Raw genomic sequence first — 13,217 nt, forward strand, 5'->3', positions numbered from 1 at the left:
TCGGCAGATCAGACTGTCGAAACAGTCTGGATCAGGGGAGGTTTCAGCTCTGGAAGCTGAACGGGTTGTCGACGAGGGCGTTGGTGCCCACACCCTGCAGGGCGTGTGCGGACGTTGCCTCGGCAACCGGCTCGAAGGTGAACGGGTTGTCGACGAGAGCGTTGGTGCCGACGCCCTGGAGTGCATTGGCCGGAGCCGAGTTGGAGACGCTGTCGAACGAAATGTTGCTCATTGTCATCCCTTCCGTAATGGAAACCATTTCCATTACGATGCCACCGTACGAAAGATCGCCACGGAGAGCAACAGGTACAAGAGAGTGCATACATGAGCGAGACCCCGACGACGGGATCCGTCGAAGCGCAACCACATGTCTTTCGGGACAGATCGTTTCGATTGTTCTTCACGGCTCGTACGATTGCCGTAGCCGGTGCGGCGGTCACCGGAGTGGCCATGCCGATCCTGGTGTTCGACATCAGCCGGTCTCCGTTTCTCACCTCGCTCGCGGCTGCGGGGACGGTTCTGCCGTATCTCGTGTTCGGCTTGTTCGCCGGCGCCGTGGCAGACCGAGTCAACCGGCGGACGGTCATCCTGTGTGCGCAGGCCGTTGCTGCACTTGCTTTGGCGAGTATTCCGGCAGCGCAGGCACTAGGCGTATTGACGGCGTGGCATGCGGTCGGCGTATCGATGTGCATCGGAACGTGTTTCGTGTGGTTCGACGCCGCTGCTTTCGGAGCGCTGCCTGCTCTGGTCGGTCGGCAGAGGATACCGGCGGCCAACAGCGCGCTGTGGACGTCCAGCACGCTGATCGATGTTGTCTTTCCAGCGATAGCCGGCGTGCTTGTGGCCTCGATCGGCCCGGCCTACGCATTGGGTGCTGATGCACTGGCTTACGTACTGGCCGGGCTGGCCATGGCCTCGATCGGAGCCTCGTTTTCGATTACTCCTGCGGCGCCGAAGAAGTCGGGAACCGGAATTGCGCGTGACATACGCGAGGGCCTCAGCTTCCTCTGGCGGTCGCCGCTTCTGCGAGCCTTGACCGGCGTCGGCTTCGTCAATTCCCTGACGCAGGGTGCGGTTACGGCGCTCCTGGTGGTGTACGCATCCGAGAGGCTTGGGATTTCGACGTCGAGTCCGATGATCGGCGCCGTGTGGACGGCCGTCTCCGTGGGTGGAGTGGTCGGGGCGCTCGTGCTTCCACGCCTACCGGCGCAGTGGCCGGTCGGGGCGATCACTGTCGGGGCGCTGACCATCGCCCCGGTGGTGCTGTTCGTCGTTGCGACAACCGGCAACGCCGGCGCCGCGATCACGGCGCTCGTCGTCTACTCCGGCTGTGCGACCGTCACCATCCTCAATGGCATCGGTGCACGTCAGCGCCTGACTCCGGATCGTCTGCAGGGGCGCGTGAACACCACGGCGAGGATGGTCGCCTGGGGTGGTTCGCCGGTCGGCGCCTTGATTGCCGGGGCAATCGCAGGACGCTGGGACATCGGCACCGCCTACCTCGTTGCGTGCATCTTTGCGCTGGTCGGGGCGCTCTTCGCGTGGGCGAGCGCGCTGCGGACCGACCCTTATCCGCACAAATGAGCATGTGACTATTAATGAAAACGACTGTCGTTATGGTTAGATCCACCTGTTCATGACTGCGAACCCCACCGACTCAGGAGTGCGATGACGCTGACCAGCGAGGCAGCACCACGAGTGCCGTCGCGTCCACATCCCGTCGGCGAGCGCGGGTACGTCCCGTTTCTGTTGGCCACGGCGGTTGTGCTTGTCGCGGTCTCCACCGTCGCGGTGTGGTCGGGTGCCGCGTCGGTGTCCTTTGCCGACGTGTTCGCGGTGTTGTACGCACACGTCGGCGGTCCGCCGGTCGACCCGTTGCTCGATCGGATCGTGTGGGGATTGCGGGTACCGCGCATTCTGATTGCGGCATTGGCGGGCGCCGGATTGTCGTTGGCCGGCGCCGTGCTGCAAGCGTTGGTGCGCAACCCGATTGCCGATCCGTACATTCTGGGCGTGGGTTCCGGAGCATCCTTCGGTGCAGTACTGATCATGACGACCGGCATCGGAACCAGCCTGTCGATCGGTGTTCCGGTGGCAGCCTTCCTGGGGGCCATGGTCTCCCTGATCGCGGTTCTCGTACTGGGTCGGCGAGAGGGAATGCTCGTCCCGCTGCGCATGGTCCTGGCCGGAGTTGCCATCGGCTATCTGCTCTCGGCTGCAACAAGTTTTGTGCAGTTGCGCGCCGATCCGAGTCAGCTTTCGGGAGTGCTCTTCTGGTTGCTGGGCTCGGTGAGCGGGGCCAGTTGGTCGGATCTCGGTGTGCCCGCCGCGGTGATCACCGTCTGTGCGGCAATTCTGTTGACACAATCGCGCCAACTCAACGCGTTGGCCATGGGAGACGAGAGCGCGCAATCGGTCGGCGTGGACGTGCACCGTACCAGGTTGCTACTACTGGTGATCGCGTCGTTGCTGACCGCGGTTGTTGTATCCGTTGCCGGGGGAATCGGTTTCGTGGGGCTGCTCGTGCCGCACGCCGTACGACTTCTGGTCGGTTCCGATCACGGCAAGCTGCTCCCCGCGACCGCGTTGGTTGGTGCCACCTTCCTGGTGATCGTCGATCTTGCGGCTCGGATGTTGGATGCGCCCAACGAATTACCACTCGGGATCATCACCGCCGGATTGGGTGCCCCGTTCTTTCTCTGGTTGCTTCGACGGGACGGCGGTGCGCAGTCATGAGATTGTCGGCCAGCGGAATTCACGTCGTTCGGGGCGGACGCCTCGTGGTTTCGGGTGTAGACCTCGAAGCGCCCGAGGGAAGCGTGGTCGGACTCGTCGGACCGAACGGCAGTGGAAAGTCCTCCCTCCTTCGCGCGTTGTATCGCTCGATGAAGCCGCGAAGCGGAATCGTGAAGGTGGACGAGGTGAATGTTTGGGACGATCTCTCGCCTCGATCGGCAGCACGCATCATCGGTGTTGTGGGGCAAGAGCATTCATCCGATTTCTCGTTCAGCGTCCGCGAGGTGGTTGCAACGGGTCGGACGCCGCATCACAGCGCGTTCTCTCGACTCGGTGAGATCGACCGAGACATCGTCAGCGCAGCACTGGTGCGAACCGGCATGCAGGGCTTTGGATCACGTCTCTTCGCCGAACTGTCCGGCGGAGAAAAGCAGCGTGTGATGTTGGCCCGGGCGATCGCTCAACAACCGTCGGTGCTGGTCCTGGACGAGCCCACCAACCACCTCGACATCCGCGCTCAACTCGAATTGATGGAATTGGTCGCCGAACTCGGTACCACGACGATTGTCGCGATCCATGAACTCGCCTTGGCCGCAGCGTATTGCGACTACGTCTGTCTGCTCTCCGGCGGGGTAGTTGTCGCGACAGGACCAACGGCCGAGGTCCTCACTGAGGACCTGCTGTCCGAAGTATTCGGGGTTCAGGTGCATCTCGGCACTCATCCGTTGACCGGGCGCCCCCTGCTCTCGTTCGCCCCTCCGCTCCTACACACGAAAGAAGCAGTGTCTTGAAATCCTCGATACGTACTGCCGCGCTGTTGTGCTCGGCCGTTACCGCCACCGCAGTACTGACCGCATGCGGAAACTCCACGGCGGATTCGGCGGCGTCGTCGTCCGAGAAGATCACCGTCACCAATTGTGATCGCGAGGTCACGGTGCCCAAGACGGCGGAGCGGATTGTCTCGCTGTATCCGTCGATGACGGAACTTCTCATTCAGCTCGGCGCCGCCGACCGCATTGTCGGACAATCGAATACCGACCTCTCTCCTCCCAGCCCCGAACTCGCTGATCAGTTCGCGGCCGTGCCGGTACTGAGCACCGGAGTTCCCGCGAAAGAAGCATTGCTCGACGCCCGTCCGGATCTGATCGTCTCCGACGGGGAATACTGGTTCGACGGTGACCGATTGCAGACCATGGACGAATTGCGTGACCTCGGCATCCCGATCTTCGTGAACAGCGGCTACTGCCACAAGGCTGTCACCGAGGGGCGGATCGACGACGTCTGGTCCGACCTCGACGGTCTCGGCGCCTTGACCGGAACTAGTGACGCGGCAGCAACCCTCCTGGCCGACGGCAAGAAGTCCCTCGCAGCAACCGAGGCATCTGTCGCCGGGCAGGAGCCGGTTCCCACTGTGATGGTTCAGGTTTCGGAGGGACAGTCCTATGCTCTGGCCAGGGGCCTCTACAGCAGTGTGCTCGAGGCCGCCGGGGGAAGCAATCTTTTCGAGAACGACCTTCCCGACGGAAAGTACTTCGGCCAGGTAGCCACGGAATCGGTGCTCGCGAAGTCGCCGAAGGCTGTCCTCGTCGTCTACTCCACCGAGTCGGCTCGGGAATCCACCCTGGATGCTGCGCGGACGGCATTTGCCGGAACCCCCGCCGCGACATCGAATGCGATCTTTGCCGTTCCGGAGGCGTGGTTCGCCGGCGAGTTGGTCTCGATCGACGGGGCCGGCGAGGTGTCTCGCCTGCTGCACCCGGGTTCGTGACCGCACTCGAGCGAATCGAGGCCGTCGTATCGCTGCATGCAGTGTTGGACCGGACGGTGAGTCCGTCGGAGCTACCGTTCGACGAGCACGCACTGCCGCCGGTGACGTGTGAATCCGTGGAACTGCCGGCCGCGACGCCACTGCCGGCCTGCGGGTTCGCGGACGTCTTGCAGGCACGACGGAGCCGCTACGACCCCGCACAGACGGCACTCCGAGCAGGCGAGCTGTCAAACGTGTTGCACCACAGCCTTGTCAGCAGCCCGACGGCGGGCGGGATGCGCGAACTGACGCTGTCGTTTGTTCTCAGCCGACCCGGAGACGAGCTCGGAGCCGGGGTATACCGATATGCCCGAGGCCGTGCCGAAGCTGTCCGGCCAGGCGACGTGCGAGAGCACCTTCGAGCGAGCCTGCTCCAACCCGAGTTCGTCGACGTGTTCCCGGTTCTTTTGTTTGTGGTCGCCGACGTGGAAGCGCCGCTCGAGAAGTACGCGATGCGGCACTACCGCACGATGCACGTGGATGCCGGTGTGCTGGTTCAGAATCTGTACCTCATGACCGAGGCGATGGGACTTGCGGGCTGCGCCATCGCAGGATTCACGGATGCGCGAGTGGCATCTTTGTTGAATCTCGCGACTACGCAGCTTCCCGTCATGGCTTTTGCACTCGGGAGGCGCAGCTAGGTCAGGCGAGAATACGTGCCTTCTGGGTCTCGAACTCGGCCTCGGTCAATACTCCCGCATTCTTGAGTTCGCCCAGCTTGGTGAGCTGTTCGAGCTTCAAGTCCATCGATGCTGCCGGAGCTGCCTGCGGTGGCAGGGGTGGTAGATCGGGAATCGGCGGCACCGGCTGGGCCTGCGCTGCGCGAGCCTGATCTTCGGCGGCCCAACGGGTCCGCTGACGGCGCTGAACATTGCCGTGAATGGAGCTTGCGACGGCTACTCGGCCGGCTCGCCTCAAGAAACTCATGCGTCCTTCTCCGTATTGCCTGGTGCGGTGTTGTCGAGTGCGGTGGCAAGTTCGTCCAAGCTCAGGTGGCCTTCGGTGACAATCTTTGCGCCGCTGCGGGTCCACGCGTCGATCACCGGCAGTATGGCCAGTTCCTCGTAAACGAGCACGGCGGCAACACTACCGGTGGCCAACTCGTCACCAACGGCGGCGATGTCGCCGGCGTCGAGCAGTCCGGAGGCAGCGCCGTCGAACTGCGCCAAATCGAAATCTGCGAGTTCGAAGGTGGACGCGGGTACGACGGATACCGTTCCGTCGGCGGCTTTGGTGACGAACTCGAGGTCGAGGATGCGGATCACTCCGGAGTCGACGAGAGCGAGCAGCTGCTCGAATCCCGCGGAGGTCGGTGCACCGCCGGGAAACTCGACGGCAACGTATTCGATCGGACCGAATTGGTCTTGGTTGGACATCGGTTACTTCTTGCCCTTCGTGGGTTGCGGTTCTTCCAGAGCAGGTACTTCGTTGGGCATGCGGCCGGCCGGAATGATGGCGAGCAGGGAGAGTCCGGCGAGGACGAGTAGCGAGGTTCGCAGGGCGCGCAAGCGCGCTTCGGTGTTGATCCGGATGGCTTCGTCGATCTGTGCTTGTGTCGCCGAGGTGTTTTCGAGCGTCACGACGAGTTGATCGTTGGGGACGAAGTTGACCTGGTCGAGATTGATCCCGGACTCGACCTTGAGTGATGCCGGGATGGTGGGGTTGTCGATCAGCTGCGAGCTGACGAGGGAACCGAGGATTCCGACGGCGAAGACGCTGGCCACCGCGATGCCGACGCTGCCGGACATGTTGTGTACCAGTCCCCGCCAGGCACCGACGTCGCCGGCCAGTTCCTTGGGGGCTGCGGTGAGGAGGGTGTTGAACACCAGCGCAACGATGGCGCCCTGCCCGAGGCCGAGGGTGATCAGTCCGATGACGACAAAGATCTGATGCCAGTCGCCACGAATGGTGAAGGCCAACAAGATGAGTCCAGCGGCAACGACGACGAACCCGGCTCGTGCGATCAGACGCGGGGAGTACGTCTTGTACAGACGCGCGACGACGGTGCTCGCGATGAAGATCGAAAGTGTGTACGGGATGATCGAGAACGACGTCTGCAAGCTGCTGCGGCCCTGGATGATCTGCATGTACAGCGGAATGAGGAAGTTGGCCGCGGTTCCCACGAACATCATCGTCGCCATGCAAATCGTGGTGGCGCGCTCGGCGCCGGTCTTGAGGACGTCGAGGTTGAAGAGCTGAGGCTTGTTCTGCGCCTTGCGGCTTCGCGTCCACTGGAAGAATCCCTGCGCGCAGATGGTGCCGAGGACGATCAGGATGGCCGCGGGTGAAACACCGATGACCGAGAACGGCGCAGCGTCGGTGGCCAGGATGACGCCCCACGAGTTCAGGCCGCTGAAACCGAAGCTGAGCAGGATGACGGCAACGGCAGCAATGGCGGCGCCGGCCCAGTCGATGGTGATGTCCTTCTGCGGGGGAACAGGTTTGACCCGGAAGCTCAGGATCAGGTTGACCACCGCGAGAGCCACGACGAGGGCGAACGAGTATCGCCACCCGATCGTCGTCGCGAAGGAACCGGCGATGAGCAGCGCCAGCACACCGGCCGCCGGGATTGCTGCTGCCAGGTAACCGATGGCCTTTGCCTGCTGATCGCCACTGAAGTTCGTGGCGATGAAGACCGTCAATGCGGGAGCGATGAGGGCGATCACGGCGCCGGATGCAGCTTGCGCCACGAACAGCATTGCCGGGCTCTGACTCAGGGCGACCGCGGCCATTGCTAGGCCGTGAATCGCGACGGCAATCTGGAAGACCAGACGCGTTCCGTAACGGGCGCCGATCTTGGCCCCCAACAGAATGAAGGCAGCCATGGCGAAGGTGCCCGCGGTGATCGCGGTGCCGACACTTGTTGCGGGCGTGTCGAGATCGGTGGTGATGCCGGCCATCGAGACGGTCAGGGCGTTGACGGCGAACGACGCCTGAATCTGGGTGAGGACCACCACGATGAGTGGTAGCCAGGAGGCGGTGCTCACGGCGGCCGTTGTGGCGGCCGCGCCAGGCTTTACGGACATGATGGGTCACGCCTTCCTCGACACTGCGTGTACTCGCGACGTGCCCGGATCAGCCACGCACGGCTACATTAGCCGGAATTGTGCTGAATGGTCGCCTGCAAGTGGTTGGTTTCTTCGCGGTAGACCACCATCTCCCGGTGCAAGGCGCGACGGAAGCGCGGTTGCTCGGCCAGGAGTACGGCCAGCACGGTCAGCAACAGCCACGTCGCGGCCGCGCTCGCGAGGAGCAGCAGGACCGGAATCCACGGACCGCCCATCTGCTCGAGCAGCGTCGTCTTTGCCCAGACGCGCCAGTAGAGCATCAGATTGACGATCAGTCCGACACCGTACGAGATGACGAAGGACAGCAGGAACTGCTTCCACGTGCCGTCGTGGCGCCGCGCCGTCATCGGTTCTGCCCGCAGCGGCAAGCTCACCGACATCACGTTCGCGACCCCCAACCAGAGCAGGATCATGGTCAGCACCTGGCCGCACGCCTTCACCAGGTCAGCACTGCTTCCGGAGCGCCACGCGAGGACGGCGCTGAGCAGGAACCCGGCGCTGCCGACGAGGAGCAGCATCACCGCGTTTTTCGCGACGAGCACGTGCCAGAGCCTCGTTCCACCGGACAACGCAGCGCGCACGCGGCCGGCGTCGAAGCTGAGCGCATTGGTGCACACGACGCTTCCGACCACACCCGAGAGTGCATACAGCGCAAGGTAAGGCAGTCGATCTTCCTTGGTGTCCCACTGGAAGAGGCGAATGAATGCCAGGTACGCCAAGCCCATTCCGAGGCTCAGCCCCAGCCGAAAAGCGATCGACCGAGGCTTACCACTCACCACGTGCCGGGCTTCCTCACGGATCCGGGAGCCGAGATCCTGCACGTGCCGGACGACGGGGTTGCCCGAGTTCAGCGGGACGTAACCACGGATCGCGGCGGCGACGGTATCGGTGTCACCGGCATCGAGCGCGGCGACGCGTGCTTCGAGAACCGCAAGGTGGGCGGCGCGCAAGGCTATCCGTGCGGTGGTCACCGCGGCGACGGCGTCGGCCTCGGCCTGCGCGGCGGTGCCGATGCCGGCGTCGGCGGGCAGTGGCGGCTGCAACGTCGTGATCAGTTCGAGTTGGCGCGCCATGTGCGGCGACGGTGACAACCCGCTGTACGACGGTCGGCTCAGCGCTGATCGTTCGTCGTCGAGCGAATCACGGACGGACGCGGCAGCCTTGCGGACGGCTGCCGGGTTGTGCCAGCGCACCGACCGGGCGTCACGCTCGGCGGCGACGGCCCGGGAGGCAACCTCGGTCAGATCCTCGACCGCTGTCAATGTCTGCTCCACTCGGTTTAGGTTGGTTTCATGACCACCAACTCGGAAAAGGAAGATCTCCAGCGGTACCTGCAGGCAGCACGTGATGCGCTCGTCTGGAAGCTCGACGGGCTGTCGGAGTATGACATTCGGCGTCCGATGACCCGGACAGGGACCAACTTGTTGGGACTGGTCAAACACATGATCGGCGTCGAGCTCGGGTATTTCGGTCCGACGTTCGGCCGTAGGGTTCCCGATCTCCCCGCGTGGTTGCGTTCGGAGGAACTCAACGTCGACATGTGGGCCCGCGCCGACGAGTCCACTGCCGACATCGTCGAAACCTATCGCCGCACCTGGGCTTTCGCCGACGCCACGATAGAGGAGCACGATCTGGACGCCCCCGGCTTCGTGAAGCACTGGCCGGAGGATCGTCGCGACGTCACACTGCACCGGATACTCGTTCACGTTGTCACCGAGATCCATCGGCACGCCGGCCACGCGGACATCGTGCGGGAGCTGATCGACGGCGCCGCTGGGATGAAGGCGGGCGACAACAATCTGGCTCCCGGTGATGAGGCGTGGTGGGCCGAGTACACCGACCGTCTGGAGACGGCGGCACGCGAGGCCCACCACGCCTGAACTACTCGAATACCGCTGCTGCGCCGATCACCACGACAACGATCACGAAGTTGATCAGTAGCAGTGGCCAGACGAAGCGCAGGAACTTGTCGTAGCCGACCTTCGCCATGGCCAACCCGCCGACAACGACGACGTTGGTCGGGGCAACCATCAGCATCAGGCCGTGGCCCATCTGGAAGGCGGTGATGACGAGTGCTCGGCTGACTCCGGCAAAGTCGCCCAGCGGCGCGAGCAGCGGCATCGCCAGGGTGGCGTGACCGGAACTGGACGGGATCAGGAACGCCAGCGGGATGTTGACGAGCATCACCAGGATCGCGAAGACCCCCGCCGAAGCGCCGCTGACCAATTGCTCCATCGCGTTGAGGATGGTGTCGAGGGTTTCGGTGTTGGTCATGATCACCGAGACGCCGCGAGCGAGCAGGATGACGATCGCCGGTCCGACCATGTCGCCGGCTCCACGCGTGATCAGGGAGACGATCTTCTTCTCACCCATCTTCGCGACTATGCCGACGAGAACGGCGGCGAGGATGAACAGCATCGCCAATTGCGGGAACCACCAGTTCAACTCGAACCAGTAGGGCTCGGTTGCCGTGACGTGGTACGCGTCGTACTCGGCCGGACCGGTGGTGGCGCCGAAGATGCTCGACCACGGGATGACGGAGAAGATCATCAGTCCGAAGGTGAGTCCGGTGATGAGCAGTACCAGCTTCTGAGTTCCGGTGAGCTTGCCGTCGATGTCCACCGGCTCGGCCGGCTCTTCGTCTTCGTCGTCCGCGATGTCGAAACCGACAAGCGACTTGGACGGATCCTTCTTCACCTTTGCGGCGTAGCGGAGAACGAATGCCACTGCCACAGCGGTCAATACGATCCACAGGATCACGCGCAGCACGATGCCGTCACCGATGGAGACGCCTGCCTCACCGGAGGCGACGCCGATCGAGAACGGATTGACGGTCGACGCCATGTTTCCGACCAGAGCGCCGAGGATGATCATGGTGGCCGCGACCATGCGGTCGTAGCCCAGTGCCGTCATCAGCGGTATGAGCAGGGCGTAGAAGCCGAACGTCTCGACCGAGAAGCCCATTGTCGAACCGAGCAGCGAGAACAGCACCATGATGACGGTGATGAGCAACCAGCCCTTGTCGCTGAGCTTGGTAGCGAGTTGGGAGACAGCGGTTTCCAGGCTGCGGGTGGCAAAGCTGACCGAGATGAACGCACCGAGCGCCATGATGAAGAGGACTACGCCGACCGAACCGAAGAGCCGTCCGATGTTGTCGGTGTCGACGAACCCGGTGATCGAATCCTGGACGCCGTAGAGGCCGTTCACGGGGGAGAGGATCAGTTGCTGGATTCGTTCCCAGAACGAGAGCGGAGACGTGACGGTCTCGAAGCTGCCGGGAACGGGTGAGCCGTCCACGTCGACGCCGAAGCGTCCGGCCGGAATGAACAGTGCCGCAACCCAGACCAGAATGGTGACGATCGCGAGCATCGTGACCGCGCCGGGGAACTCGAACTTCTTCTTGGCCGGAGTAGGTGCGGACCCCGTGTCGGTCTCGGTGCTCATTTCTTCCCCTCGAAGGTGTGTGCGTACTCCTGGAAGAACAGTGCTTTGGCGACGACGGCCTTCTCGAGCTCGTCGAGCAGGACGCGTTCGTTGGGGCCGTGGATGTTCGCGTAACCGTCGGTGGCGCCGAACAACAGCTTCTCGGCGGTGGGCACTGCTGTATCCAAGGCCATCACGAGGGGGATCGAGCCGCCGCCTGCCATCAGCCCGGCCGGCTCACCCCACGACTGCGATAATGCAGACAATGCCGCGTCGAAGGCCGGTCCACCTTCGGCTGCCGCAAACCCGTCGCCGGTTTCTCCCGCGGTGACAGTCAGTTGTAAACCGAAGGGGCGCAGGGCTTCCAGGTGTCGGACCAGAGCAGCCTGCGCCTCGATGGCAGGTTGGCGCGGGTGTACGCGCAGATTGATCACGGCGCGGGCAGTGCTTGCGACGGCGTTGACCGCACCGTCCACAGGGGGAGCGTCGATTCCCGTCACGGTGATGGCCGGGCCCGACCAGATGCGTTCGCCGATGCCGCCGGTTCCGAGCAGCGGAAGCCCGTCTTGGATCTCGGCGAGGGTGCGGAACTCGTCCTCGGTGTATGAACTGCCGGTCCACGGTTCGCGCAGGAGGCCGTCGATCGCCACGTCACCGTTGTCGTCGTGCAGCGACGCCAGTGCGCGGATGAGCGCGAGGCGGGCGTCCGGTGCGGCGCCGCCGTAGAGGCCGTTGTGCTTGTCGGCTCCGAGAGTGGTGAGTTCGACGATCACCTGGGCCGATCCGCGCAGTGCGACGGTCAGGGTCGGTGATCCGGGTCGAACGCTCCCGACGTCGGCGATGACCATTGCGTCGGCCGCAAACAATTCGGGGGCTTCCGGCGGATAGTTGTCGAAGGGGCTGCCGAATTCTTCCTGGCCTTCGATGACGAGCTTGACCGTCACCGGCGGCTTTCCGTCGAAGACGCGAAGCGCGCCGATCATGCCGATGACGTTTGCCTTCGAATCTGCCGTACCGCGGCCGTAAATCGCGCCGTCACGCTTGCTCGGTTCGAAAGGCGGTGAATCCCAGAGTTCGACGTCGTCGGCGGGAACGACGTCGTAATGCGAATACATCAATACGGTCGGGGCTCCCTCTGGACCGGGAACTGTTGCAATGATGACCGGCGCAGTTTTACCTGTTATTTCGAGTTTCTCTATCTTCGTGACTCCGGACTTCTCCAATAGAGAAACGATCAGGTCGTGAGCCTCGAACAGGGGCTCGCTGGGGAAACCTTCTGTTGCTATCGACGGAATACGAACAAGTTCGACGAGTTCCGACTCCAGTGCCGGCATCAAAGCTGCAACTGTTTCCTTGATTGTGGAATAGGAGGGCGAGGCGGATTCTTCCGGCACGGAATTGACTCCTTCTGGGAAAGGCGAAAAACATTAGAGGCAGAGTCTTACACCCGATATGCGGGGTGTGAAAGGGTGACCCGAACAAAAAGCCGAAGTGGGGCGTCGGGCCCGCGATTCTTGACATTGACGTCAACGTCAACACACACTGTGACGGTGACCACCAGCGAAACGCAGGAGCGAGCGCGGACAGCCCGCAAACTCGGCGACGGTCCACGCCGTGCCGGACTGCTCAGCACCGCTGCCCTCTGCTTCGGCGAACTCGGATACGACGCCGTGACGGTCGAGACGATCACGACCAGGGCTGATGTGTCCCGGGCGACCTTCTACGCGTACTTCTCGTCGAAGGACGAGGTCTTCCGCGCCGTCGCCGAGATGATGTGCCGACGCTTCCTCGACGCTCAGCACATGGAGGGCCCGGCGGCCGAGGACCTACGCGAAGTTCTCCGAACGACCACGTCGGCGTTCATCACGGCCGTGTACACCTACGGTGACCTGCTCGCGGTGATCGAGCATCGGGCGCGGGTGGATTCCGAGGTCGAGCGCAGTTGGTCGGCGGTTCGCGAAAAGCTCGTGAGCCGCTACGTCCGCTTTGTCGAACGGATTCGACGGGTTCACGACGTAGATCCCTGTGTTTCGCCCCCGGTGCTCGTTCAGATGATCTCGGACGCACAGATGGCCGGTGGAGCACGTCTGAGTAAGGCGAGTGTCGAAGAGCAGAACCAGTTCATTGCAGATATGACGACGATGTCCGAGCGGTTGATCGGGTTCGAAGAGTCGAAATAGATT

At 63.2% G+C, this 13,217-nt stretch carries 14 protein-coding genes; 7 read left to right on the forward strand and 7 right to left on the reverse strand.

The window, feature by feature from the left end:
- Window positions 1-43: 43 nt before the first annotated feature.
- Window positions 44-232: a streptamidine-related RiPP repeat protein gene (locus AOT96_RS11135; protein ID WP_003943543.1), complete on the reverse strand. Its 189-nt coding sequence runs from the start codon at window positions 230-232 to the stop codon at window positions 44-46.
- A 92-nt stretch (window positions 233-324) separates the two neighbouring features.
- On the opposite strand from AOT96_RS11135, the gene AOT96_RS11140 reads away from it, so the two are divergent.
- From AOT96_RS11140 to AOT96_RS11160, 5 genes are all read left to right on the forward strand, one after another.
- Window positions 325-1,584: an MFS transporter gene (locus AOT96_RS11140; RefSeq protein ID WP_065351744.1), complete on the forward strand. Its 1,260-nt coding sequence runs from the start codon at window positions 325-327 to the stop codon at window positions 1,582-1,584.
- Between the two features lie 84 nt (window positions 1,585-1,668).
- Window positions 1,669-2,736 (forward strand): FecCD family ABC transporter permease, encoded by a 1,068-nt coding sequence (locus AOT96_RS11145; protein ID WP_064442931.1) that lies wholly within the window; start codon window positions 1,669-1,671, stop codon window positions 2,734-2,736.
- Complete coding sequence (locus tag AOT96_RS11150; protein WP_042453274.1) at window positions 2,733-3,527, forward strand: ABC transporter ATP-binding protein; 795 nt, start codon at window positions 2,733-2,735, stop codon at window positions 3,525-3,527. Before AOT96_RS11145 ends, AOT96_RS11150 begins: the two co-directional genes overlap by 4 nt.
- Window positions 3,524-4,504, forward strand: coding sequence for an ABC transporter substrate-binding protein (locus AOT96_RS11155; RefSeq protein WP_064442933.1), 981 nt, complete (start codon window positions 3,524-3,526; stop codon window positions 4,502-4,504). The genes AOT96_RS11150 and AOT96_RS11155 overlap by 4 nt, the downstream gene beginning before the upstream one ends.
- Window positions 4,501-5,184 (forward strand): SagB family peptide dehydrogenase, encoded by a 684-nt coding sequence (locus AOT96_RS11160; protein WP_065351745.1) that lies wholly within the window; start codon window positions 4,501-4,503, stop codon window positions 5,182-5,184. Before AOT96_RS11155 ends, AOT96_RS11160 begins: the two co-directional genes overlap by 4 nt.
- 1 nt (window position 5,185) lies before the next feature.
- Here AOT96_RS11160 and AOT96_RS11165 read toward each other — a convergent pair whose 3' ends face one another.
- The 4 genes from AOT96_RS11165 to AOT96_RS11180 form a co-directional block, all read right to left on the reverse strand.
- Complete coding sequence (locus AOT96_RS11165; RefSeq protein ID WP_007735909.1) at window positions 5,186-5,470, reverse strand: SHOCT domain-containing protein; 285 nt, start codon at window positions 5,468-5,470, stop codon at window positions 5,186-5,188.
- Window positions 5,467-5,919 carry a DUF6325 family protein gene (locus tag AOT96_RS11170; protein WP_064442936.1) on the reverse strand — a complete coding sequence of 151 codons (453 nt, stop codon included), beginning with the start codon at window positions 5,917-5,919 and terminating at the stop codon, window positions 5,467-5,469. The genes AOT96_RS11165 and AOT96_RS11170 overlap by 4 nt, the downstream gene beginning before the upstream one ends.
- Window positions 5,920-5,922: 3 nt before the next feature.
- The gene (locus AOT96_RS11175) at window positions 5,923-7,569 is read right to left on the reverse strand and encodes an MFS transporter (RefSeq protein ID WP_003943582.1); all 1,647 of its coding nucleotides are present in this window, start codon (window positions 7,567-7,569) and stop codon (window positions 5,923-5,925) included.
- A gap of 68 nt (window positions 7,570-7,637) precedes the next feature.
- Window positions 7,638-8,885 carry a hypothetical protein gene (locus AOT96_RS11180; RefSeq protein ID WP_058227365.1) on the reverse strand — a complete coding sequence of 416 codons (1,248 nt, stop codon included), beginning with the start codon at window positions 8,883-8,885 and terminating at the stop codon, window positions 7,638-7,640.
- Window positions 8,886-8,903: 18 nt separating this feature from the next.
- Here AOT96_RS11180 and AOT96_RS11185 point away from each other — a divergent pair, with 18 nt between their 5' ends.
- Window positions 8,904-9,491, forward strand: a complete 588-nt coding sequence (locus tag AOT96_RS11185) for a DinB family protein (protein ID WP_003944177.1) — start codon at window positions 8,904-8,906, stop codon at window positions 9,489-9,491.
- Between the two features lies 1 nt (window position 9,492).
- On the opposite strand, the gene AOT96_RS11190 is transcribed toward AOT96_RS11185, so the two are convergent.
- Window positions 9,493-11,055: a YfcC family protein gene (locus AOT96_RS11190; protein ID WP_058038092.1), complete on the reverse strand. Its 1,563-nt coding sequence runs from the start codon at window positions 11,053-11,055 to the stop codon at window positions 9,493-9,495.
- Complete coding sequence (locus AOT96_RS11195; protein WP_030535870.1) at window positions 11,052-12,428, reverse strand: M20/M25/M40 family metallo-hydrolase; 1,377 nt, start codon at window positions 12,426-12,428, stop codon at window positions 11,052-11,054. Before AOT96_RS11195 ends, AOT96_RS11190 begins: the two co-directional genes overlap by 4 nt.
- Window positions 12,429-12,578: 150 nt before the next feature.
- On the opposite strand from AOT96_RS11195, the gene AOT96_RS11200 reads away from it, so the two are divergent.
- The gene (locus tag AOT96_RS11200; RefSeq protein ID WP_065351746.1) at window positions 12,579-13,214 is read left to right on the forward strand and encodes a TetR/AcrR family transcriptional regulator; all 636 of its coding nucleotides are present in this window, start codon (window positions 12,579-12,581) and stop codon (window positions 13,212-13,214) included.
- The last annotated feature ends 3 nt before the right edge of the window (window positions 13,215-13,217 follow it).

This window comes from Rhodococcus sp. 008, assembly GCF_001682295.1.
Lineage (GTDB): Bacteria > Actinomycetota > Actinomycetes > Mycobacteriales > Mycobacteriaceae > Rhodococcus_F > Rhodococcus_F qingshengii.